This window comes from Bradyrhizobium sp. GW821-FHT13H06 (assembly GCF_058803975.1).
Genome location: NZ_JBXAPN010000007.1, coordinates 12,242 through 35,657 on the forward strand (window position 1 = coordinate 12,242; position 23,416 = coordinate 35,657).

Annotated in this window: 21 protein-coding genes and 1 pseudogene; 16 read left to right on the forward strand and 6 right to left on the reverse strand. The window is 66.1% G+C overall.

The window, feature by feature from the left end; translation table 11 throughout:
• The first annotated feature begins 56 nt into the window (after nucleotides 1-56).
• Entirely contained in the window at nucleotides 57-1,085 is a 1,029-nt protein-coding gene (locus tag AC1RQP_RS26375; protein WP_492939305.1) for an SDR family oxidoreductase, read from the forward strand.
• A gap of 78 nt (nucleotides 1,086-1,163) precedes the next feature.
• Entirely contained in the window at nucleotides 1,164-1,943 is a 780-nt protein-coding gene (locus AC1RQP_RS26380) for a 2-keto-4-pentenoate hydratase (protein WP_239625105.1), read from the forward strand.
• Nucleotides 1,944-2,207: 264 nt separating this feature from the next.
• On the opposite strand, the gene flgH is transcribed toward AC1RQP_RS26380, so the two are convergent.
• Genes flgH through flgF form a run of 4 tightly spaced genes read right to left on the reverse strand, consistent with a single transcriptional unit; the run spans nucleotide 2,208 to nucleotide 5,698 of the window.
• A complete protein-coding gene (gene flgH, locus AC1RQP_RS26385) occupies nucleotides 2,208-2,972 on the reverse strand; it encodes a flagellar basal body L-ring protein FlgH (RefSeq protein ID WP_239625103.1) in 765 nt (254 codons plus the stop codon).
• Between the two features lie 3 nt (nucleotides 2,973-2,975).
• Complete coding sequence (flgA, locus tag AC1RQP_RS26390; RefSeq protein ID WP_492939307.1) at nucleotides 2,976-4,121, reverse strand: flagellar basal body P-ring formation chaperone FlgA; 1,146 nt, start codon at nucleotides 4,119-4,121, stop codon at nucleotides 2,976-2,978.
• 10 nt (nucleotides 4,122-4,131) lie between these two features.
• A complete protein-coding gene (flgG, locus tag AC1RQP_RS26395; RefSeq protein ID WP_028182232.1) occupies nucleotides 4,132-4,920 on the reverse strand; it encodes a flagellar basal-body rod protein FlgG in 789 nt (262 codons plus the stop codon).
• Nucleotides 4,921-4,936: 16 nt separating this feature from the next.
• The gene (gene flgF, locus AC1RQP_RS26400) at nucleotides 4,937-5,698 is read right to left on the reverse strand and encodes a flagellar basal-body rod protein FlgF (protein WP_492939310.1); all 762 of its coding nucleotides are present in this window, start codon (nucleotides 5,696-5,698) and stop codon (nucleotides 4,937-4,939) included.
• A gap of 384 nt (nucleotides 5,699-6,082) precedes the next feature.
• Here flgF and fliL point away from each other — a divergent pair, with 384 nt between their 5' ends.
• The 6 genes and pseudogenes from fliL to AC1RQP_RS26430 all read left to right on the forward strand — a co-directional run bounded on the left by fliL (nucleotide 6,083) and on the right by AC1RQP_RS26430 (nucleotide 13,354).
• The gene (fliL, locus tag AC1RQP_RS26405) at nucleotides 6,083-6,580 is read left to right on the forward strand and encodes a flagellar basal body-associated protein FliL (RefSeq protein WP_239625099.1); all 498 of its coding nucleotides are present in this window, start codon (nucleotides 6,083-6,085) and stop codon (nucleotides 6,578-6,580) included.
• A gap of 19 nt (nucleotides 6,581-6,599) precedes the next feature.
• A complete protein-coding gene (fliM, locus tag AC1RQP_RS26410) occupies nucleotides 6,600-7,802 on the forward strand; it encodes a flagellar motor switch protein FliM (RefSeq protein WP_024341022.1) in 1,203 nt (400 codons plus the stop codon).
• Complete coding sequence (locus AC1RQP_RS26415) at nucleotides 7,799-8,245, forward strand: DUF6468 domain-containing protein (protein WP_035675328.1); 447 nt, start codon at nucleotides 7,799-7,801, stop codon at nucleotides 8,243-8,245. Before fliM ends, AC1RQP_RS26415 begins: the two co-directional genes overlap by 4 nt.
• A 9-nt stretch (nucleotides 8,246-8,254) precedes the next feature.
• Complete coding sequence (locus AC1RQP_RS26420; protein WP_239625097.1) at nucleotides 8,255-9,016, forward strand: MotE family protein; 762 nt, start codon at nucleotides 8,255-8,257, stop codon at nucleotides 9,014-9,016.
• A 102-nt stretch (nucleotides 9,017-9,118) separates the two neighbouring features.
• Nucleotides 9,119-12,835, forward strand: a complete 3,717-nt coding sequence (locus AC1RQP_RS26425) for a tetratricopeptide repeat protein (RefSeq protein WP_492939313.1) — start codon at nucleotides 9,119-9,121, stop codon at nucleotides 12,833-12,835.
• A gap of 232 nt (nucleotides 12,836-13,067) precedes the next feature.
• Nucleotides 13,068-13,354 (forward strand): annotated as a pseudogene (locus tag AC1RQP_RS26430) (GIY-YIG nuclease family protein).
• A gap of 206 nt (nucleotides 13,355-13,560) precedes the next feature.
• Here the strand turns inward: AC1RQP_RS26430 and fliP are convergent.
• Both fliP and AC1RQP_RS26440 read right to left on the reverse strand, forming a co-directional pair.
• Complete coding sequence (gene fliP / locus AC1RQP_RS26435) at nucleotides 13,561-14,319, reverse strand: flagellar type III secretion system pore protein FliP (RefSeq protein WP_239625093.1); 759 nt, start codon at nucleotides 14,317-14,319, stop codon at nucleotides 13,561-13,563.
• Nucleotides 14,316-15,293 (reverse strand): flagellar biosynthetic protein FliO, encoded by a 978-nt coding sequence (locus AC1RQP_RS26440; protein ID WP_492939316.1) that lies wholly within the window; start codon nucleotides 15,291-15,293, stop codon nucleotides 14,316-14,318. Before AC1RQP_RS26440 ends, fliP begins: the two co-directional genes overlap by 4 nt.
• A gap of 354 nt (nucleotides 15,294-15,647) precedes the next feature.
• On the opposite strand from AC1RQP_RS26440, the gene flgB reads away from it, so the two are divergent.
• The 8 genes from flgB to AC1RQP_RS26480 all read left to right on the forward strand — a co-directional run bounded on the left by flgB (nucleotide 15,648) and on the right by AC1RQP_RS26480 (nucleotide 23,207).
• Nucleotides 15,648-16,052 carry a flagellar basal body rod protein FlgB gene (flgB, locus tag AC1RQP_RS26445; protein WP_492939318.1) on the forward strand — a complete coding sequence of 135 codons (405 nt, stop codon included), beginning with the start codon at nucleotides 15,648-15,650 and terminating at the stop codon, nucleotides 16,050-16,052.
• Between the two features lie 36 nt (nucleotides 16,053-16,088).
• Nucleotides 16,089-16,514 (forward strand): flagellar basal body rod protein FlgC, encoded by a 426-nt coding sequence (flgC, locus tag AC1RQP_RS26450; protein WP_492939320.1) that lies wholly within the window; start codon nucleotides 16,089-16,091, stop codon nucleotides 16,512-16,514.
• 16 nt (nucleotides 16,515-16,530) lie between these two features.
• Nucleotides 16,531-16,839 (forward strand): flagellar hook-basal body complex protein FliE, encoded by a 309-nt coding sequence (fliE, locus tag AC1RQP_RS26455; protein ID WP_028180905.1) that lies wholly within the window; start codon nucleotides 16,531-16,533, stop codon nucleotides 16,837-16,839.
• Between the two features lie 174 nt (nucleotides 16,840-17,013).
• Nucleotides 17,014-17,277, forward strand: a complete 264-nt coding sequence (fliQ, locus tag AC1RQP_RS26460; protein WP_028180904.1) for a flagellar biosynthesis protein FliQ — start codon at nucleotides 17,014-17,016, stop codon at nucleotides 17,275-17,277.
• 17 nt (nucleotides 17,278-17,294) lie between these two features.
• Complete coding sequence (gene fliR / locus AC1RQP_RS26465; RefSeq protein ID WP_492939322.1) at nucleotides 17,295-18,065, forward strand: flagellar biosynthetic protein FliR; 771 nt, start codon at nucleotides 17,295-17,297, stop codon at nucleotides 18,063-18,065.
• Nucleotides 18,066-18,077: 12 nt separating this feature from the next.
• Nucleotides 18,078-19,157, forward strand: a complete 1,080-nt coding sequence (flhB, locus tag AC1RQP_RS26470; protein WP_492939324.1) for a flagellar biosynthesis protein FlhB — start codon at nucleotides 18,078-18,080, stop codon at nucleotides 19,155-19,157.
• 154 nt (nucleotides 19,158-19,311) lie between these two features.
• Nucleotides 19,312-21,891 carry a cell cycle histidine kinase CckA gene (cckA, locus tag AC1RQP_RS26475; protein ID WP_492939326.1) on the forward strand — a complete coding sequence of 860 codons (2,580 nt, stop codon included), beginning with the start codon at nucleotides 19,312-19,314 and terminating at the stop codon, nucleotides 21,889-21,891.
• A gap of 284 nt (nucleotides 21,892-22,175) precedes the next feature.
• A complete protein-coding gene (locus AC1RQP_RS26480; protein WP_492939328.1) occupies nucleotides 22,176-23,207 on the forward strand; it encodes a Tim44 domain-containing protein in 1,032 nt (343 codons plus the stop codon).
• Nucleotides 23,208-23,416 lie beyond the last annotated feature (209 nt).

Here is a 23,416-nt window from a genome sequence, read left to right on the forward strand (position 1 = left end):
GAGCAGGGCCGCATCGGAACCGATCCGCCGACCCTCGCATCGAGGGGAATTTGGCAATGAGCACTGTTCTGGTCACCGGCGGGTCGGGCTTCGTCGGCATTCACGTCGTCCTGCAACTTCTGGCCGCGGGCCATGCCGTGCGGACGACGGTACGCCGGCCCGATCGTCGGGACGACGTGCTGGCGATGCTGCGCGAGGGCGGGGCGGCTTCGCCGGAAACCGTGTCCTTCTTCACGGCGGACCTCACGGCAGACGCGGGCTGGCGCGAGGCGATCGACGGGTGCGACTACGTCATGCACGTCGCCTCGCCGCTGTCGACCAGCGTGCCCAAGGACGAGAACGAGATGATCGTCCCGGCCCGCGACGGCACGCTGCGGGTGCTGCGCGCCGCGCGCGAGGCCGGCGTCAGGCGCGTCGTCATCACCTCGTCGCTGGGCGCGATCGGCTACGGCCATCCGCCGCGTGAAAAGCCGTTCGACGAGACCGACTGGACCGATCTCGATGGTCCCGGCCTGCAGCCCTACATCAAATCCAAGACGCTGGCCGAGCGGGCGGCCTGGGATTTCATCGCGCGCGAGGGCGGCGGCCTCGAACTGTCGGTGGTCAATCCCGCCGGCATTTTCGGTCCCGTGCTGGGGCCGGACTTCTCCGGCTCGATCGAGATCGTCAAATCGCTGCTCGACGGCGCCATGCCGGCGGTGCCGCGGGTTTATTTCGGCGTGGTCGACGTGCGCGATGTCGCCGATCTGCACCTGCGCGCGATGACGGCGCCCGAGGCCAGGGGCGAGCGCTTCATCGCGGTCTCCGGTGAAACGATGTCGATCCTCGATATCGCCAAGGTGCTGCGGCGGGAACTCGGGCCGTCCGCTCGCCGGGTTCCGCGGCTTCAGGCCCCCGACTGGCTGGTGCGGCTGGCCGCGACCCGGATTCCCCTGCTGCGTGCGGTCGTGCCGATGCTCGGCAGGGTGCGGCGTTCCACCAGCGCCAAGGCGAGGTCGCTGCTCGGCTGGGAGCCCCGTTCCAACCACGAGGCGATCCTTGCGACCGCCGAGAGCCTGATCCGGCTCGGCCTGGTCAAGGCGTGAGGTTGCCCCCGACTTGTCACGCCCGGGCGGGGATGCTGAAGTGTCGCCTTCGAATGCGTAGCGTGGGAGCCGGCGCCGATGGACAGGATACTCCAAGCCGCAAAGGCGATCGCGCTGGCGCGCCGCAACCATGCGCCGCTCGCGGCGCTGGAGCGTCCTCCTGCTGATGAAGCCGAGGGCTATCAGGTCCAGCGCGCCCTGCACGATCTCCTGCTGCCGCATCTCGGTCCGCTCGTCGGCTACAAGATCGGCTGCACGAGCCAGGTGATGCAGGACTACATCGGCATTCCGCACCCCTGCGGCGGTGGCGTGTTCCAGAAGGGGGTCCATGACAGCGGCGCCAAGCTCGCCACCTCCAACTATGTCCGGGTCGGCGTTGAATGCGAGATCGCGGTGCGGCTCAAGCGCGACCTTGCCGCCGGCGAGGCGCCGTTCACGGCCGAATGGGTCGGCGAGGCGGTCGATGCCTATCATCCCGCAATCGAGATCGTCGACGATCGCTACGTGAAGTGGGAAACGATGGGCGCGCCGACCTTGATTGCCGACGATTTCTTCGCCGCCGGCTGCGTGCTGGGTCCGTCGGTGCCGCGCTCGTCGGTTCCGGACCTGAAGGTGGTCAAGGGCCGTGCCATCATCAACGGCGAGGAGGTGAGCCAGGGCACCGGCGCCGACGTGCTCGGCCATCCCCACAACGCGCTCGCCTGGCTCGCCAACCATCTCGCCGCCGAGGGCAAGGGTCTCCATGCGGGGCAACTCGTGCTGACGGGCAGCCTGGTCAAGACGCTGTGGCTGAAAGCCGGCGACAAGGTGCGGATGGAGCTGGATGGGCTGGGCGTGGTGGAGGCGGAGTTTACGTGAGCTCTCGCCACCGTCATTGCGAGGAGCCCTTCGCGACGAAGCAATCCAGTATCGTTCCGCGGCGGCAGTCTGGATTGCTTCGCTTCGCTCGCAATGACGGAGGCTGGGGCCGCTTGATTACACCGACTGGCCTCGAAGTCATGCGTCGCGGTACATCATCTCCGAAACACATGCGGCCCTCGCCAGGGGAGCTAGCGAGGGCCGCGTAGTACACCGTCGTTCGCGCCTAGGTTCGCGAACACGATGTGGGAGCTCGGGAGAGGACTAGAAGGGCAGCAGCACGTCCATGACTTGCTGGCCGTAGCGCGGCTGCTGCACGTCGGTGATCTGGCCGCGGCCGCCATAGGCGATACGGGCCTGGGCGATCTTGGTGGAGTCGATGGTGTTGTCGCTCTGGATGTCCTCGGGGCGCACGATGCCGGCCACGATCAGCTCGCGGATCTCGAAGTTGACGCGTATCTCCTGCTTGCCTTCGACGACCAGGTTGCCGTTCGGAAGCACCTGGGTCACCACGGCGGCGACGTTGGTTTGCAGGGCTTCCTTGCGGTCGACGCTGCCCTTGCCCTCGCTGGACGAGGTCGAGTCGGCTGTCAGGATGCGGCCGGGCAGGATCTTGTTGGCCTGGGTGATCGTTTGGGAGCCAATGAAGTCCGTGATTCCGGAATCTTCCTTGTTGGTGCGGCTGCGCGAGGTGTCGTTCTCGATGTTGGCCTTGTCCGTGATGTTCACGGTCACGGTCAGGAGGTCGCCGACCTGGCGGGCGCGCTGGTCCTTGAAGAACGCGCGGCTGCCGTTGCGCCACAGCGAGTTCGGATTGTAGGAGGCAACTTCCGGCTTCGGCATCGGCATCTGCACCGGCTTGTAGCCGGGCTGCGTCGTCGGATTGTCGATCGCCGACAGCTTCGGCTGCTCGCCGATCTGCGACAGGCGGTCGATCGAGGAGCAGCCGCTTGCCAGCGCACAAGTTGCCAGCAGCAGGGCAGAGATCGCGATGCGACGAAGGCGGAAAGCCGAACTGAACGTGGACATGACCTACTCTGACTTGGCTGGAGCTTGCGGGAGACGAGCTTGCGGGATCGGGGGCTGCGGGATCTGTGCCTGGGCGATCTGGGCCGGAGACGCGGATGTCTGGATCAGGCTCTGCGCCAGGGCTGCGGCCGGCGGCACGTCGTCGCGCTTGATCGACGAGGTCTGCTCGACGGCCGGCGCCATCGGCGCGGATTGACTGCCACCCTGGACCGTCACCTGGCCGCGGCCGGTGACGACGCCGGTCAGCGTGCGCTTGGATTGCAGATTGAGCACGCTGACGGTGTCGCCCTCGGCTCCGTTCTCGATCGCCTTGCCGCGCGTGGTGAGATAGAGGCCGGGCACCTGGTAGATGATGGTGACGGCCTGATCGCGCAGCACGAAGTCGGGCTTGACGATGTCGGCGACGCGGATCGGCGTGCCCGCGCGCATCGGCCGGCGCAACTGCATGCCGATGCTGCGGTCGCGCGCGGCTGGTTCCCCGGTGACCTCGGCCTTCGGCCGGCGTTCCAGCGAGACGTCGGAGGATTTCAGAAGCTCGGCGCGGTCGATGTCGCGGGTCAGCACGGCCACCTCCACGGTCTCGATCGCGCTGCCGGTGAAGCGCAGCTTGGTCGGCGCAGAGTTGCTGTCGTTGGCAATCTCGAAAGCGATGTCGAAACGGCCGCTGCGGGCGTCGTAGCGGGTTGCGACCGGCTCGAGCGCGCCGGTGTTGGAGGCATCGAGCCGCATCTCGGCGACGCTGCGGTCGAACGTGACGGTGATGTTGGCGGCTTCTCCGAGGCCGAAGCGGCGCTCGAGCGCAGCGGTGACCGCGTTCTGGATGTCCTTGCTCGCGAGCGTGCGGGCGAGGCGGGTGACTTGGACCTCCTTGATGTCGCCGGTCGTGACGCCGATCACCTGTTTTGCCCGCAGCACGGCGAGCACCTGGCCGACCGTCAGCGTGCCGGTGGTGCCGAGATCGGGCGACCGGTAGACCGGGATCAGCGCGGCGGATCCTGCGTTCTCGATCAGATCGCCGATCCGCACCACGTCCGACGTGACGTTGACGCTTGCGCGCAGCGCCGGCGAGGCGATGAATTCGTCGGCGGCCACTGCCGGCAATGCCAGCATGAGAAGGGTGGAGATCGAGGCGAGCGTGGTGCGGATCATCGTCATCACCTCAGCGGAACAGCGCCGTGGTCGACTGCATCATCTGGTCGGCCGCGCTGATGACCTTGGCGTTCATCTCGTAGGCGCGCTGCGCGGCGATCAGGTCGCTCATCTCCGAGACGACGTCGATATTGGCCTGCTCCAGGCTGCCCTGCGTGATCTTGCCGTAACCCTCGGAGTTGGCGGTGCCGTCCTGCGGCGCGCCGGAGGAGGGCGTCTCGATGAACTGGTTGTTGCCGACGGGCTGAAGGCCCGCCTTGTTGATGAAGCGCGTGACGCCGATCTGGCCGATGATCGACGAGGTCGACGAACCCGGCAGCGTCACCGAGACCTGGCCCTGCTCGCTGACGGAGATCCCCGAGGCGTTGTTCGGAATGGTGATGGTCGGCTGCACCGGGTTGCCCTGCGCGGTGACGACGCGGCCCTGATTGTCCATCTGGAAGGTGCCGTCGCGGGTGTACTGGTAGGTGCCGTCGGGCATCAGGATCTTGAAGAAGCCATCGCCCGAGATCGCGAGATCGAGGTCGTTGCCGGTCTGCGACAGCGTTCCCTGCGTCATACTGCGCGGCGTGCCGACGGTCTTGACGCCGCCGCCGATGTCGACGCCGACCGGCAGGATGGTGCCCTGGTCGGACGACTGGGCGCCAACGCGGCGGACGTGCTCATAGATCAAGTCCTGGAACGCCGCGGTCTGCTTCTTGAAGCCGGTGGTGCGCAGGTTGGCGATGTTGTTGGAGATCACCTGAACGTTGAGTTCCTGTGCCGCCATTCCGGTCGCAGCGGTGTGAAGCGCCTGCATGTCAGTTCTCCTTCAATCAGGCCGGAACGTCGGCGAGCTTGTCGATCGCCGATTTGTGGAGGTCGCTCTGCTGCTGGAGCAGGCTGGCGATGGCGGTGTAGCTGCGCATCACCTCGACCATGCGGGTCATCTCGCCGACCGCATTCACGTTCGACTTCTCGATGTAACCCTGCTGCAAGGTGGACCTGGTGTCGGCCTGCTGGTTGGCCGAGCCGGCGCCATAGAGATTGCCGCCGAGCTTGGTCAGCTTGGCCGGATCGTCGAACGACACCATGCGGATCTTGCCGCGGATCGAGTCGGTCCGCGCCGTACCCTCGAGCACCGTGACGGTGCCGTCGGGCGCGACATTGATGTCGTGGTCGGTCGGCTGGAAGGTAATCGGGCCGGCATTGCCGAGCACGAGATTGCCGCTCGCGGTGACGAGCTGGCCGGTGCTGTTGAGCGAGAACTTGCCGTCGCGGGTATAGAGCTCGCCGCCATTGGCCTGCACCGCGAAATAGGCGTTGCCGTTGATCGCGATGTCGAGCGGATTGTTGGTCGGCTCCATCGGCCCCTGGCCGACGTCGCGGAAGGTGCCGCGATCCTGCACATAGGAGATCCGGCGGTCGCGACCGATGAAATTGTCATGACGTGCGTTCGAGTTGAGATACTCCTCGAACAGCGAATGGTCGGCCTTGAAGCCGTTGGTGTTGGCATTGGCGACGTTGTTGGCGACGACGTCCATCTGCCGTTCCAACGTCATCTGCCGTGACAAGCCGATCAGAAGCGCGTTCTGCATCGGAAAATCTCCCCTGAGTGAGATCTGCCATTTCGCTCTCCCAAGCGCCTTGGCGGATCCCGTGAACGAGACCTCGGGTTCTCCCAAACCGTGAGGTCTCGGCCCTCTCTCAGCGAAAGCCGTGCCAACTCGAAAGACGTCGAAATTTCAAATGGTTGCTGATTTTTGAGGGGCGCGGAAGGGCGGCAGAAAGGTTCTGTTAGCCATGTTTGCCCGGCAGATTTTTCCTAGCGGAGGCCCAATCGAAAGGTTCCGTTAACCATTATTACCGTAGCGTTTGCGCATCAGAGGAGCGCATTGCGCTGGGGCATTTGTATCGCGTCACTGTCTGCCAGGAGGCTTCGCTCTTTCGACCCCTTTGAGAAATGAACGAGCGCGGCAACCATGGCAGAGAATGAGGAGGGCGGCGCAGCCGCCGACGGCGCGGAAGCCGCTCCGCCGAAGAACAAGCTCAAGCTCATCATCATGGCTGTTGGGCTGCTCGCCGTCCTCGGCGGCGGTGCGGCGACCTGGTTCTTCTTCTTCCGTCATGGCGACGCCGAGCATCATGCCGAGGCCGCGCCGCCGCCGAAACCGCCGGCCTTCGTCGACGTCCCGGACATGATGGTCAACCTCGCCGGTGCGCCGGGCGAGCGCGTGCAATATCTGCGGCTGAAGATCGTGCTGGAGCTGAAGGAAGAGAAGCAGATCGAGGCGATCAAGCCGACGATGCCGCGCGTCACCGACATCTTCCAGACCTATGTGCGCGAGCTGCGCCCCTCCGACCTCAACGGTTCCGCCGGCATCTTCCGCCTCAAGGAGGAGCTGACCAAGCGCGTCAACGCGGCGGTCGCCCCGATCCAGGTCAGCGCGGTGCTGTTCAAGGAAGTCGTGGTCCAGTGAGCATGACGGACTAGGGATCATGGCGGGCAACGACCAGGTCGACCAGGATGCAATTGCCGCCCAGTGGGAGGCCTCGCTCGATTCCGAGGATCCCGCCGAGGCCGCAAAGGCTGCCGCCGAGAACGAGCTGTCGGAAACCATGGCCCTGCAATGGGCGGCCATGGTCGAGGACGGCAGTCGCGATCTCGGCACCGGCAAGAACTCCGGCGAGCGGGTGCTGTCGCAGGAGGAGATCGACAATCTCCTCGGCTTCACCGTCGGCGATGTCACGCTCGACGATCATTCCGGCATTCGCGCGATCATCGATTCTGCGATGGTCTCCTACGAGCGTCTGCCGATGCTCGAAATCGTCTTCGACCGCCTGGTGCGGCTGATGACGACGTCCCTGCGCAATTTCACCTCCGACAACGTCGAAGTCTCGCTCGACCGCATCACCTCGGTGCGTTTCGGCGACTACATGAACTCGATCCCGCTGCCCGCCGTCCTCACCGTCTTCAAGGCCGAGGAGTGGGAGAACTTCGGCATGGCGACGGTCGATTCCAACCTGATCTATTCGATGATCGACGTGCTGCTCGGCGGCCGCCGCGGCACCAGCCAGCTCCGCATCGAGGGCCGGCCCTACACCACGATCGAGACCGAGCTGGTCAAGCGGCTGGTCGAGGTGGTGCTCTCCGATGCCGAGCAGGCGTTCCGGCCGCTGTCGCCGGTGACCTTCACGATCGACCGGCTCGAGACCAATCCGCGTTTCGCCGCGATCAGCCGTCCCGCCAACGCCGCGATCCTGGTCCGCCTGCGCATCGACATGGAAGACCGCGGCGGCAATATCGAGCTGCTGCTGCCCTACGCGACCATCGAGCCGATCCGGGGCGTCCTGCTCCAGATGTTCATGGGCGAAAAGTTCGGCCGCGACCCGGTCTGGGAAGGCCATTTCGCCACCGAGATCGTGCAGGCCGAGATCGCCGTCGATGCGGTGCTCTACGAGGCCGACATTCCGCTCAAGCAGCTGATGCGGCTCAAGGTCGGCGACACGCTGCCGCTGGACATGCGCGCCGACGCCAACGTCACCGTGCGCTGCGGCGACGTCACGCTGACCGAGGGGCGGATGGGTCGGGTCGGCGACCGCGTCGCGATCCGCGTGACGAAACCCTTGCGCAAGCCAAGTACGACACTGGCGATGTTCGAGAAGGTGGACGAGCAGAACAAGATGATGGAGGCCCCATGAACCACTCCCTGGGAATGGCGATCGAGACGCTGGTGGCTATCCTGCTGATGCTGACGATCGTCTACTGCGTCATGCTCAACAAGCGGCTGACGCGGCTGAAGGCGGACGAGCATTCGCTGAAGGCGGTCATCGGCGAGCTGATCACGGCGACGGAGATCGCCGAGCGCGCGATCGGCGGGCTGAAGCTGGCCGTGCGCGATGTCAACGAGAACCTGGGCAGCCAGCTCGCCGCCGCGACGCAGATGTCGGACCAGCTCTACAAGCAGCTCGGCGAGGCCGACAACGTGGTGCGGCGCCTGTCCAAGATCGCGATCGCCGCGCGTCCCGTGACGAACCCCGAAACAGCGGCCGCGCCTGCGGCCAAGCCGTCGACGGCGAAGGCGGTGGCGGCTGCGGCCGAAGCCTTCTCCGAGCGCCGGCGATCCAACGGCCTTGCCGCATAAAGCCTGGGTATGAAGTCCTTTCGTAACATCCGCGTCATTCCGGTCGTCCTGGTCGCCGTCGCAGGCCTCGCCACGCTGAAGGTGGCGGGCCTCGTGATCAACGGCGGCTACGTCTTCGACTACAAGCCGAACCAGACCAAGAAATCCTGGGCGCAGGAGAATCTGAATTTCCCGACCGGTCGCGATGACCCCGACATCACCGGATCGACCCATGGTGCGCCGAAGGAGGCGCCCAAGCCGGCCGCACCGGAGACCAAGCCCGAGGGCACCGTGGTCAAGGTGGAGGAAGGCCAGCCCCAGGTCTCGGCCTCGGAACGTGCGATCCTGGAACGGCTGCAGGCGCGGCGGCAGGAGATCGAAGCCCGCCAGCGCGAGATCGACATTCGGGAAAGCCTGCTGAAATCGGCCGAGAAGCGCATCGAGAACAAGGTCGAGGAGATGAAGGCGGTGGAAACCCGCATCTCCGCGACGCAGGCCGAGCAGAAGGCCGCCGAAGCCCAGCGCATGAAGGGCCTCGTGACCATGTATGAGGGGATGAAGCCCAAGGATGCCGCGCGGGTGTTCGACCGGCTCGAGATGGGCGTGCTGATCGAGATCGCCTCGGCCATCGCGCCTCGCAAGATGTCGGACATCATGGGATTGATGTCGCCGGAGGCGGCCGAGCGGCTGACGGTCGAGATGGCCCGCCGCGCCAATGGCGGCGGCGATCAGTCCGCCTCGGCCGGCGATCTTCCCAAGATCGAGGGCAAGCCGACGCAAAAGCCGAATTGAGGGCTCATACTTAAGAAGTCCTTAATTGGGAAAACCTTAAATTCGACGGTACGGGCCGGCGCCAGTGCCGCCACGCCCGCCGAACCGGAAGAAATGCCGCCAATGGCGCGAGAGGCTGCCGCTGGATTTGTGTCGCGAGCCCGCGCAGTGGCGCGGGGATTGTCGCGTCATGTCCAAAAGGCGCGCGTGCTGGCGGCCTGTATCCTGATTGGCCTCACGGCGCCGGCCCGGGCGGCCGACCCGGTCAGGGGCGAGGCGAGTTTTTCCGCCGGCGGCGGCTTCGCCCGTCTCGTGATCAGGCTCGGCGAGGACGTTCCCTCCGAGGTGACGACCGCAGGCTCCATCCTCGTGATCCGCTTCGACCGGCCCGTCGACGTTCCCGTCGACCGGATCCCGGAAGGTGCGCCCGATTACGTCAACTCCGCCCGCCGCGACCCGGATGGGAGCGCGATCCGCCTGTCGCTGGCGCGGCGCGTCACCGTCAACACCATGAACGCCGGCGAGCGCACCTTCGTCGACCTGCTGCCCGAAGGCTGGAAGGGACCGCCGCCGAGCCTGCCCATGGACGTGGTCAAGGAACTCGCCGAGCGCGCGCGCGTGGCCGAGCGCGCGCTGCGTGCCCAGCGCGCCGCGGCCGAGGCCAGGAAGCGTCCGCAGATCCGCGTGCGTGCCTCGGTGCAGCCGACCTTCGTGCGCTTCGTGTTCGAGATGCCCGACGGCGTCGGCGTCTCCTCCGTGCTCAACGAGCAGAAGCTCACGCTCGTCTTCAACGCCAACCTCAATTTCGACCTGGCGGACGCGGTCGTCGCGGCACCGCCGAACGTCGCCTCGATCAAGCAGAAGGCCGACATCGACCAGACCAATGTCGAGATCGCGCTGATCGGCGATTCGGACGTGCATTCGTTCCGCGACGAGAAGAACTACGTCGTCGACGTCGCCTTCCAGCCCGACAAGGGCAAGGCGGCCGCGACGCCCGAGGCGGCGATCGCGCAGATGAAGCCCGCCGGTCACGCACCGGCGCCTGCGCCGGAAAAGCCGGCGGCCGAGAAGCCGAAGGACCCCCGCAGCGAGATCGCGCCGCCGACCTCCGAGACGATCGCACGCGAAGCCAAGATCGACATCAAGTCCGAGGTGAAGCCGGAAGCGCCCGCCGCGCTGCCGTCCACCGAGGCGCCGAAACCGGCAGCCGCTCCCGCGGTCGAAGCTGCGCCCGCTCCGGAAGTGCCCAAGGAAGCCGCGAAGCCGGCGTCGCCCGCTCCCGAAGCTGCGGCGGCGCTTGCCAGGCCGGCGCCGGCCGACGCGCCGAAAGAGGCCGCGAAGGAGCCGGTCAAGGAAGTCGTCAAGGCTGCGCCCGCGGCGCCGGCCGCGCAGCCCGCCGTTGCCAGCGTCGATGCGCGCCGCGACAGCGACGGCTTGCGCGTGACGTTCCCGCTTCAGGTCGCAACGCCGGCGGCGGCGTTCCGCCGCGGCGACACGGTGTGGCTGGTGTTCGATACGCCGAAGCCGATCGATGTCGAGGCGATCCGCACCAAGGGCGGCGCCATGATCGGCGAGGTCGGCCGCATCCCGCTCGACAAGGGGCAGGCGGTGCGCATCCGTCTCACCCGTCCGCTGGTCTATTCGCTGACGAGCGAGGAGGTCGGCAAGGAGACCAACTGGCTGTTGACGCTCGCCGACAAGATCCAGGCGACGCCGCTGCCGCTGATGATGTCGCGCAACATCACCGATCCCGCGCTCGCCAACATCGCGATCCCCTTCGCCAATCCGGGCCTCCTGCACAAGCTCACCGACCCCGACGCCGGCGATACGCTCTATGTCGTCACCGCGCAGCGGCCGGTGCGCGGCTTCATCAAGCGGCAGGATCTCGTCGATCTCTCGCTCCTGGAATCGGCGCACGGCATCGCGATCCGGCCCAACTCCGACGAGGTCGGCGTCGAGGTCGGCTCCGACAAGGTGATTGTCGGCAAGAAGGGGGGATTGACGCTCTCGCCGGTCGACATCTCGGCCGAGCGGGCGCCGACCGCGGTGCGCCCGATCTTCAGCCCAGAAGGCTGGCGCAAGGGCCAATCGGAAAACTTCATGGTGCGCCAGAGCGAGCTGGTGACGGCGATCTCGGCGGTCGAGCCGGCGCTGCGTTCGCTGCCGCGGCTCGACCTCGCGCAGTTCTACATGTCGCGCGCCATGTATCACGAAGCCAAGGCCGTCACCGACGTCATGCTGAGCGATCCCCTCAACAAGGAGGAGAGCGGCGCGCTGATCATGCATGCGATCGCGAGCATCCTGATCGGCCGGCCGGCGCAGGGCCTCAAGGACCTCGCCAATCCCGTGATCGGCAACAGCCATGATTCCCAGCTCTGGAAGGCGCTCGCCTATGCGCGTCAGGGCAAATGGGCGGACGCGCGCGAGAAGTTCAAGAACGTCGAATTCGCCATCGCCTCGCTGCCGCTCGATATCCAGCGTATCGTGACGATGGACGCGATGCGCGCCTCGCTCGAGGTCAAGGACTATGCCGGCGCCTCCAAGCGCCGCAGCGAGCTCGAGGTGGTCGGTGTCCCGCCTGAGGCCGCGCCCGGCTTCGCCGTGCTGCGCGGCCGGCTCGCCGAGGCGCTCGGCCACGACAAGGATGCGCTGGACGACTACAGGTTCGCGGTCGCTTCGAGCGACCGGCCGGCTGCGGCCGAGGCCAAGCAGCTCGAGGTCGCGCTGCGTCAGAAGCGCGACGAGATCGGCAAGGAAGAGGCGCTGCGCGAGCTCGAGACGTTGTCCATGACCTGGCGCGGCGACACGATCGAGGTCAAGACGCTCCAGATGCTGTCGCGGCTGTATGCCGAGAACGGGCGTTACCGGGATGCGCTCACCGCCGCGCGGACCGCGACGAGGCTTCAGCCGAACGCCGAGGCCTCGCGTCAGGCGCAGGATCTCGCCTCCGAGCTGTTCACGCAGATATTTCTCGGGCCGAAGGGCGACGAACTGCCGCCGGTGGAGGCGCTCGGGATGTTCTACGAGTTCCGCGAGCTGACGCCGATCGGCCGCCGCGGCGACGAGCTGATCCGCCGGCTCGCCGACCGTCTCGCCTCGATCGATCTGCTCGACCAGGCCGCCGAGCTCCTGCAATACCAGGTCGATCATCGCCTTGAAGGCGCGGCACGCGCCCAGGTCGCCGCGCGCCTGTCCATGATCTATCTCGCCAACCGCAAGCCCGACATGGCGATCACCGCGCTGCGCGCGAGCCGCATCAGCGATCTCTCCGGCGAGCTCCGGCAGCAGCGCCTGCTCCTGGAAGCGCGCGCGCAGAGCGACGTCGGCCGCCACGATCTCGCGCTCGACATCGTCTCCAACGTCTCCGGGCGCGAAGTGCTCCGCCTTCGCTCCGACATCTTCTGGGCGGCGCGGCGCTGGCGCGAGTCCGCCGAGCAGATCGAGCTCTATTACGGCGACCGTTTCCGCGACTTCAAGCCGCTCAACGCGGTCGAGAAGAGCGACATCATCCGCGCCGCCGTCGGCTATGCGCTCGCGGACGATTCGATCGGCCTGTCGCGCTTCCGCGAGAAATACGCGCCGCTGATGAGCGAAAGCGCCGACCGTCTCGCCTTCGACATCGCCAGCAAGCCGGCCGCGGCCTCGAGCGCCGAATTCGCCGAGATCGCCAAGCTGGCTGCCAGCGTCGATACGCTGGACGGCTTCCTGCGCGAGATGAAGCAGCGCTTCCCCGACGCCACGGCGCGTGCGCCCGGTTCGCCGCAAGCCAAGGACGAGTCCGACCACACCGGCTCGCTGCCCACGATTCCCGTCGTGCGGCAGATCAAGATGACGCGGTAGGGCTTGGTTGCCGCGCGAAGCGCGGCCCGTGACGGCTCGACATTCTCCGTCATTGCGAGCGAAGCGAAGCAATCCAGAGTCTCTCCGCGGCGGCAGTCTGGATTGCTTCGTCGCAAGAGCTCCTCGCAATGACGGGGAGAGAACTGCATATTCTCGCTCACAGACGTGTCGCGGCTCGCAACGCGTCGCCAAGTTGTGCTATTGTCGATGCACTTCTCAGCCGAGCACGATCATGAAGCAGCCATGCGTCTACATGTTCGCCAATCGTCGCAACGGGACGATCTACACCGGGTCACCTCCAATCCGCCGCGTCGTGCCTTCGAGCATCGTGAAGGACTGGTCAAGGGATTCTCCGCGAAATACGGGTGCAAGCTGCTTGTCTGGTACGAGCTGCACGCCACGATGCTCGACGCCATCACGCGCGAGAAGCAGGTCAAGGGTGGTAGTCGGGCAAACAAGCTGGCGTTGATCGAGAGTGTCAATCCGGACTGGAAGGATTTGTACGACACGCTGATCTAGCGGCGCAGGCTGTTAGATTTCTTAGGGCGAGCTGTCGCGTCATCCAGCGTCATTGCGAGCGCAGCGAAGCAATCCAGAATCTTTCCGCGGCGGGAGTCTGGATTGCTTCGTCGCGAGGGCTCCTCGCAATGACGGCGAGAGGGCGGAGGCTATCGCTGCCTGCGGAGAGGATGCGATGCTTGGCTGGCGGCTCCTGCAAAGCCTGCCTATCCTCCGTAGCTCTGCACCAGGCTTCCTGCGACCAGCGACCAGCCGTCGACCAGCACGAAGAAGATCAGCTTGAACGGCAGCGAGATCGTCGCCGGCGGCAGCATCATCATGCCCATCGACATCAGCACCGAGGCGACGACGAGGTCGATGATCAGGAAGGGGAGGAACAACAGGAATCCGATCTCGAAGGCGCGCTTCAGCTCGGAGATCATGAAGGCGGGAACGAGGATGCGCAAGGCGAGTTCGTCGGGGGTGGCCGGCGGCGGCTCGCCCGACAGATCCAGGAACAGCTTGAGGTCTTTCTCGCGCACGTTCTTCTGCATGAAGCCGCGCAAGGGGACGGAGGCGCGCTGGAGCGCATCCTCGACGCCGATCTGGTTGGCGACGAGCGGGCGGATGCCTTCGTCGTAGGACTTTTGCAGCACCGGGCCCATCACGAAGAAGGTGAGGAACATCGCGAGCGCGATGATCACCGAGTTCGGCGGGGCGGTCGCGGTGCCCAGCGCGGTACGCAGCAGCGACAGCACCACCACGATGCGCGTGAACGAGGTCATCATGATCAGGATCGACGGCGCGATCGACAGCACCGTGAGCAGCGCGATCAGCTGGATCGCGCGCTCGGTGACGCCGCCGCCGCCAGCGCCGCCGCCGAGATTGATGCTGATGTCCTGGGCATGCGCCGGCATCGCGAGCGAGGCCGCGCCGATCAGTACAGAAAGGAAGAGAACTCTACGCGGGAGGGCCGGCAACCTCACGAAGACGGCTTCGGACGGCCGAGCAGCGAGGCCATCTCGTCTTCGAGATTTTCAAAGCTGGTCTTTTCCGCGGCCGGCTTCGCTGCCGGGGCGGGTGGCGCCGGCGGCTCGCTGCGTGCGGCACGCGGGGGGGCGGCCGGCGGCTCCGGCGCAACCGGAGGCGCGACCGTTTCGCCGGCCGGGCGGCGCAGGGCAGCCTCCAGCCGCTGCGCCATTTCGGCGAGATTCTGCTCGGCGCTCGAGGGCACAGGGGCCGGTGCCGGCGGCGGAACGGGCGCAGCCTGCGGCACAACAGGCGGAGGCGGAGGCGGAGGTGCGGCGCGCTCGGGGCGCATTGGCGGCATCTTCACCGGCTCACTCTGGCGCGGCGGACGCGGCATCAGCGGCGGTTCGCCGCGGGCGATGCGCGGCGGCAGGGGCTCGGGCCGTGGTTCGCGCTCGGGACGCGGCGCGATCGGCTCAGGTGTAAAGCCTCCCAGGGGCGGTTCGCTGCGACGTTCGGCCAGCGCAGGAGCAGGCCGGCGCACCTCATCGGCGAAGGATGGGCGGGCGGGCCGCGGCGGGGGCTCGGGCATCTGCGGCTCGGGATGATCGAGTAGTTCCGGTCGCGGCGCCTCGTCGGCCCAACCGCCGACGTCGGGCATGGGAGCAAGGCGCGGCGGCTCGGCGGCGTTGGGACGCTGCGGGAGCTGGTCGCGGCTCGGCGCGGCGCGAACGATATTGGGCTCGACGACGATGTCGGTGGGGCCGCCGATCATCAGGAGATGCTCGACATTGTCGCGCCGGACCAGCACCAGACGGCGCCGGCCGTCGACCGCGGCGGCATCGATCACGGCGAGCCGGGGCATCCTGCCGCGCTGGGTGTTGGCGCCCAGCCGGCTGCTGCCGAATCGGCGAACCAGCCATGCAGCGACGCCGATCAACGCCAGAACGACGATGAACGCGACGATGAAGGTGATAGGGCTGCCTTGCATACTTGTCCCCGACAAATGGCGCTTTTCTCGTACCCATGGTCAGATTTGCCAACCACCGGCGTACGATGCCCCAAGCTGCGATTTCTTAACGTTCCACGGCAAGTTTTGCCGTCCCCAACTCTTAATAACCCATGAATCGCCCGATCCAAAACGACTTCTTGGCCTGTGCACGCCCCGCCAAGCGGTTGGGTTAATGCCACTTTTCGAGGCGTAGAATCACGGGCGCGCGAAAATCGTGTCTCGCCCGGCGACATGCTTCGAGAGCGCTCTTAACCAGCTGTTAACCATACAGGCGGCAAATTCTGCCTAGCTTCGGACCTCGGGTCCGCAAGGGTGGCTGAAGGAGCCGCGACGATGTCCATCAACGACCTCCCGGTGCTGTCGGCGCTTCGCACCAAGATGCAGTGGCACCAGGAGCGCCAGCGCGTCCTGTCCGAGAACGTCTCCAATTCCGACACGCCCAAATTCCGGCCGCGCGACCTGGTCGAGCCGAAGCTCGACAGGACCGGCGCCGTCACGGGGTCCATGGGGCCGCTGGCCCTGACCCGTACCAGCGGCTCGCACATGACGCCATCAGGCGCCGTCTCCGCATTCGACCAGGACAGGAACGCCGGCTTCGAGACCCGCCCTGCGGGCAACGCCGTCAATCTCGAGGAGGAGATGATGAAGGCCGCCAGCAACCAGATGGACTACGCGGCGGCGACCTCGCTCTATTCGAAGAGCCTGCGCCTGCTCAAGACCGCGATCGGCAAGGCCTAGGCGTGATCCCGGAACCAGGAGAGCTAGAGGCGCATCATGGCGAATGACAGCAGCGACTTTGCCCGCTCGATGGCGATCGCGACCTCCGGCCTGCGCGCGCAGGCCGGGCGCATGAGGGTGATTTCGGAAAATATCGCCAATGCCGACTCGACGGCGCAGACCGCCGGCGGCGATCCCTACCGGCGCAAGGTTCCGACCTTCTCCTCCGCGCTCGACCGTACGCTGGACGCGCAGGTCGTCACTCTCGGCAGGATCAAGCCCGACCAGTCCAACTTCCGCGTCAAATACGAGCCGAACAATCCGGCCGCGGATGCGAGCGGCAACGTCAAATATCCCAACGTGAACTCGGTGGTCGAGATAACCGACATGCGCGACGCGCAGCGGTCCTACGAGGCCAATCTCAACATCATCAGTGCGACGCGCCGGATGATCCAGCGCACGCTCGACATCCTCAAGAGCTGAACAGGACATCTGAGTCATGGCATCACCGACAATCGCCGCGAACGCCTATGCCAACCTTGCCCGCGTGCTCGAGAACGGCGGCGCCGGCAAGGGCAGCGAGCCGACCGGGCAATCCTTTGCTTCGCTGCTGAAGGACGCCGTCGGCAGCGTCATGGAGTCCGGCCGCAAATCCGATGCGCAGACGGTGGCGATGGCCGCCGGCAAGGCCAACGTGATGGACGTGGTGACGGCGGTCGCGGACACCGACGTCGCGGTATCCACGCTGGTCTCGGTCCGCGATCGCGTGATCGCGGCGTATGAAGACATCATGAAGATGCCGATCTGAATTGGGGGCAGGGTGCCCGCCAAGCGTCATTGCGAGCGCAGCGAAGCAATCCAGAATCTTTCCGTTGCACCACTCTGGATTGCTTCGTCGCAAGGGCTCCTCGCAGTGACGGGGAGGGGCCGGACAATCCTCTCCGGGATGGTGGGGATGAAACTTGAATAAGGAATTCAGCAAATGACCGGACCCGAGACCCTCGACGTCGCACGCGATGCGATCTGGACCATCGTGATCGTGTCATCACCGCTGATGGTGGTCGGCCTCGTGGTCGGCGTCATCGTGTCGCTGTTCCAGGCGCTGACGCAGATCCAGGAGCAGACGCTGATCTACGTGCCGAAGATCCTGGCCATCTTCGCCACGATGCTATTGGCGCTGCCGTTCATGGCCGACTCGCTCCACGCCCACATGATGCGTATATCGTCGCGAATCATCGGCGGCTGAGGCAAGATGCGTGAATTATGCGCATCGACGTCTCGCTGCTGCCGGCGCTCGCCGCTTCCTTCATGCTCGCCTTCGCCCGGGTCGGCGCGATGGTGATGCTGCTGCCAGGGCTGGGCGAGACCAACATCCCGACGCGGATAAAGCTGTCGATCGCGCTGATGCTCACGCTGATCATCCTGCCGCTGCATCGAAACGCCTACCAGGTCGACATGGGCTCGCTCGCGCCGCTGCTGGTCATGATGCTGCATGAGATCGCGATCGGTATCGTGCTGGGCGCGACAGCGCGCGTGACGCTGTCGGCGCTCCAGGTTGCGGGATCCGTGATCGCGCAGCAGATGGGGCTTGGCTTTGTCACCTCGGTCGATCCGACGCAGGGACAGCAGGGCGTGCTGGTCGGCAACTTCCTGACCATTCTCGGCGTGACGCTGCTGTTTGCCACCGACAGCCACCATCTGGTGATCGCCGCGCTGAACGACAGCTACACGATCTTCTCGCCGGGCGAGACCGTATCGAGCGGCGATGTCGCCTCGCTGGCGACGCGCGCCTTCACCGCCGCGTTCCGCCTGGGCTTGCAGCTCTCGGGACCGTTCCTGGTGTTCGGCCTCGTCTTCAACATCGGGCTCGGCGTGCTAGCGCGGTTGATGCCGCAGATGCAGGTCTATTTCGTCGGCGTCCCGCTGTCGATCTTCGCAGGCTTCCTGGTGCTCGCCGTGGTGCTGACCGCGATGATGGGCACTTTTCTCGATTATTTCATCGGTGTCATGCACCAGATGATGCCGCTCAAGTGACGGGGTCGATCGATGGCGGAAGACAACGATCCCGAAAGTCAAACAGAAGACCCGACGCAAAAGCGCCTCGACGATGCGCTCGAACGCGGCGACGTCGCCAAGAGCCAGGAGATCAACACCTGGTTCATGATGGCGGGCGGCACGCTCGTGGTCTCGACCTTCTCGGGCTCGGTCGGCAGCGGGCTGCTGACGCCGATGCGCAACCTGCTCGCCAATTCCTGGATGATCAAGACCGACGGCAAGGCTCTGCTCGCGCTGATGCAGCAGATCGAATTCGTCGTGCTCGCGGCCGTCGGCGTGCCGCTCCTGATGCTGATGCTGGCGGCGATTGCCGGCAACATGCTCCAGCACCGCCTGGTGTGGTCGGCCGAATCCCTGAAACCCAAATTCAACAAGATCTCGCCCGGCGCCGGCTTCAAGCGCATCTTCGGCAAGCAGGCGGCCGCCAATTTTCTCAAAGGCATCGGCAAGCTGGTCTTGCTCGGCGCGGTCATGACCATGATCCTGTGGCCGGAGCGGCACCGCATGGAGGCGATGGTCCGGCTCGATCCGGCCGCCATGCTCGGCGCGACCACCAGCATGACCATTCATCTGCTCGGAGCGGTGGTCGCGGCGCTCGCGATCGTCGCCATCGCCGATTATTTCTTCCAGTACCGAAGCTGGTTCCAGCGGCAGAAGATGTCGCTCCAGGAGATCAAGGAAGAGTACAAGCAATCCGAAGGTGATCCGCACATCAAGGGCAAGATCAGGCAGTTGCGGCAGCAGCGCGCCAAGAAGCGCATGATGGCGGCGGTTCCCAAGGCCTCCGTGATCATCACCAACCCGACCCACTATTCGGTGGCGCTGTCCTACGAGCGGGGCATGTCGGCGCCGATCTGCGTCGCCAAGGGCGTCGACAACCTCGCCTTCAAGATCCGGGAGATCGCGCGCGAGCACGACATCCCGATCGTGGAGAACGTTCCGCTGGCCCGGGCGCTCTACGCCACGGTCGACATCGACCAGGAAATCCCGACTGAGCACTATCATGCGGTCGCCGAAGTCATCGGCTACGTCATGCGGCTGAAGCGCGGATTCAGCGCCGGGCGGGGATAAAACACCCGAAAAATACCGGAAATGGTCGTAAACTGGGAATCAGCGTACCTTTCGCCGCTGCTGCCCTTGCACCTTTGGGTCCGATTCAGGCAGGGAGGACCCCACGCGCCCCGTAACGCGTTGATTCTCTGCCGACAGGCTGCGCCAGCTCGATATGACTGCTGAGACCGACCACGACCTCACACGCGAGCCCGTTGCGGCGCACGAGCCGTCGCCGCGCTCGGGCAGCATTGCGCTGGTGCTGCTGGTGGCCGCCGGCCTCGTTGCGGTCGCCGTCGGCCTGATGACGCTCGGGCGCGCGCAGGCGCAGCCCTATATCCTGGGCATCCTCGCCGTGCTGGCGATGGTCGGCCTGTTCAACCTGTTCGCCTTCGCCGCCGGCATCATCCGCTTCGCGGACCGCAATCTCGATGATCCCATCATCGGCCACATCTCCGATCACGCCTTCGACGGGCTCGCAGTCACCGATGCGCGCGGACACGTGGTCTATTCCAATGCCGCCTATCTGACGCTGACCGGCGCCAGCGGCCCCCAGGACGTGCGTCCCGTCGAGCGTGTCTTCATCGGCAACCCTGATGTCTCCGAAGCGGTGTTCCGCCTGCTCAAGGCCGCCCGCGAAGGCAAGCGGCAGCAGGAAGAGGTGCGCATCTCCGGCCATGACGGCAGCCAGGGCCGCTGGTTGCGCATGCGGGTGCGCCCGCTCGGCACCGGAAAGCGCGAGGCGAAATACGCGGTGTGGTCGATCGCCGACATCACCCGGGACCGCGAACGCCAGGAGGACGTGTTCCAGGAGCTCCAGCACGCGATCGAATACCTCGATCACGCGCCGTGCGGCTTCTTCTCGGTCAATCCGGCCGGAGAGCTCGCCTATGTCAATGCGACGCTGGCGAACTGGCTCGACTACGATCTCGCCGAGATCGGTTCGGGCGGCCTCAAGCTCACCGACATCGTCTCCGGCGACGGCGCCTCGCTGCTCACCTCCATCGTGGCGGTGCCGGGCGAGGTGAAGACCGAAGTCTTCGACATCGACCTGCGCATGCGCAGCGGCAAGACCATGCCGGTGCGGCTCTATCACAAGCTCGCCTTCGGCGCCGACGGCGCGCCGGGGCCGTCGCGCACGCTCGTGATCAGCCGCGCCCGCGACGAGCGCAGCGACCCCGACCGCGCCGCCGAAGTGCGCTTCATGCGCTTCTTCGACCACACGCCGATGGCGATCGCGACCGTCGATCGCGCCGGCAACGTCGTGCGGGCCAATGCGCGCTATGCCAAGCTCGGACAGGCGCTCGGGCTCGACAGCGCCGGCAAGTCGATCTTCCGCGCGGTCAGCTCGCGCGACCGGCAGCTTTTGATCGCTGCCATCAACCAGGCCGCCGAAGGCAAGGCCGACATCGCGCCGGTCGAGGTGGCGCTGGAAGGGGCCAAGGAGCGCTGGGGCCAGTTCTTCGTCACGCCGGTCGATTCGGCCGAGAATGACGCGGAAGCCGCCATCGTGCACATGCTCGAGACCACCGAGCGGCGCGCGCTGGAGAACCAGATCAACCAGTCCCAGAAGATGGAGACTGTCGGCCAGCTCGCCGGCGGCATCGCCCACGACTTCAACAACGTGCTGTCCGCCATCATGATGGCGAACGACTTCCTGCTGAACGCGCACAAGCCGACCGACCCGTCGTTCCAGGACATCATGCAGATCAAGCAGAACGCGACACGCGCCGCGACGCTGGTGCGACAGCTGCTCGCATTCTCGCGCCGTCAGACGCTGCGGCCGCAGGTGCTCGATCTCGGCGACGCGCTTTCAGATCTCACCATGCTGCTGCGCCGGCTGATCGGCGAGAAGGTCAAGCTCGACCTCGTCCACGGTCGCGACCTCTGGCCGGTGAAGGTCGACGTCTCCCAGTTCGAGCAGGTGATCGTCAACCTGGCGGTGAACGCGCGCGACGCCATGCCGGACGGCGGCAAGCTGATCATCCGGACCGCAAACGTCACCACCGAGGACGCAGGCAAGCTCGCCTACAAGGGCATGCCGGCTGCGGACTATGTCCGGATCGAGGTCGCCGACACCGGCACCGGCATTCCCGCCGACATCCGCGACAAGATCTTCGAGCCGTTCTTCTCGACGAAGGAAGTGGGCAAGGGCACCGGCCTCGGGCTCTCCACCGTCTACGGCATCGTCAAGCAGACCGGCGGCTTCATCTATGTCGATTCCGAGCCGGGGCAGGGCACCTCGTTCCATATCTTCCTGCCGCGCCATCACGCCGAGCAGGACGTGCAGGTCGAGCAGCCCGCGGCCGCGGCCAGCGCGACCGGCGGCGCCGCGAAGGAAGCCGCGCCCGCCGAGGCCAAGCCGCGCACCGATCTCACCGGGCAGGGCACCATCCTGCTGGTCGAGGACGAGGAGGGCCTGCGCGCGCTGAACGCACGTGGCCTGCGCTCGCGCGGCTACACCGTGGTCGAGGCCGAGAACGGCGTCGAAGCCATGGAGATGCTGGAGGAGCAGAGCGGGGCGATCGATCTCGTCGTCTCCGACGTCGTCATGCCCGAGATGGACGGCCCGACGCTGCTGAAGGCGATGCGGGAAAAGAACCCTGACATCAAGTTCATCTTCGTCTCCGGCTATGCCGAAGACGCGTTCGAGAAGAGCCTGCCCGAAGGCCAGCAGTTCGACTTCCTGCCGAAGCCCTTCACGCTCAGCCAGCTCGTGGCGGCGGTCAAGGAGACGATGACCAAGCAGGGGTGAGGAGCCTCTGCCGTCACTGCGAGGAGCCGTTGCGGCGAAGCGATCCAGGCTGCTCTCTCGGAGAGATTCCGGATTGCGTCCGCTGCGCACGCAATGGCAAGGAGAAAGCGGAATTTTCCTCGAAAGAGCGCCGGTAGCCCGCGGCCGCGGTTCCCTGCCACGCCCCGCCAAGCCCGCGCCAAATATGGGCTTTTGCCACATCCCCGCGACTGAGGGCCGCAGTCACGAGCTCCGAAACCGGCTTCACTTTTCGGGAAGTCTGCCCATCTTAAGCGCACGTCCCCATGCCGGGGATTTGGGAAACGCATATGACTTTCTCGCTACGCTCCCGCAATCTCTTCAAGACGATCGCCGTCGTGCTGGCGCTTGCGCTGCCGACTGCACTGGCGATCTCGTCCGCCGACGCGCGCGTCGGCGGCGGCTCCTCGTCGGGTTCACGCGGCTCGCGCACCTATTCGGCGCCGCCCCCGACCACGACAGCGCCGGGCTCGGCCTCGCAGTTCAACCGGACCTACACCCAGCCGGGCACAGGCATGAATTCGGCTGCGTCCGCGCCCGCGCGCGGCGGCCTGTTCGGCCGCGGCGGCGGTTTCCTGGGCGGCCTCGCGGCCGGCTTCCTCGGTGCCGGCCTGCTCGGCATGCTGTTCGGCGGCGGCCTGTTCGGCGGCCTCGGCGGCCTGTCCTCGATCCTCGGCCTGATCATCCAGATCGCGCTCGTTGTGCTGGTGGTGCGGCTGGCCATGTCGTGGTGGCAGCGCCGTCACGCCCCGCGGGCGGCTTATGCCAATGCAAATGCTGATTCAGGCGCAGCGCCTGGACCGCAGACGAGCCATCGCAGCGGTCTTGCCGGTGGTCTTGCCGGTGGTCTTGGCGGTGGTCTTGGCGGCTTCGGCTTCGGTGCCAACAACGCGCCGCTCGAGATCAAGCCGGACGACTATGAGGCGTTCGAGCGCCTGCTCGGCGAAGTCCAGACCGCCTGGTCGAACGAGGACGTGGCCAAGCTGCACACGCTCGCGACGCCGGAAATGGTTTCCTATTTCGAGCAGGACCTTGCCCAGAACCGTGCGCGCAACGTCGTCAACAAGGTGACTGACGTCAAGCTCCTGCAGGGCGACCTCGCGGAAGCCTGGCGGGAAGGCGAGACCGAATACGCCACGGTGGCGCTGCGCTTCGCGCTCACCGACAAGACGGTCGACCGCAACACCGGCGCCGTGGTTGCCGGCAGCGAGCAGCCGGGCGAGGCCACCGAGATCTGGACGTTCGCCCGCAGGCCGGGCAGCGGCTGGGAATTGTCGGCGATCCAGCAGGCCAACTGATCGCAAGCGATTTGCGAGGAAGGGCGTCGTGCCTCGGGCACGGCGCCCTTTTCGTTGGGCCCACCGCTCTCTCCGCGCGGCTTGCGAGCGTAGCATAGCAATCCGGAATGCCTTCCGCGGAACGACTCCGGATGGCTTCGCTACGCTCGCAATGACGGATTGTTTAGCGGCAGCCGTCGCTGCGGCGCTGACGGAACCTTGTGGCGAGT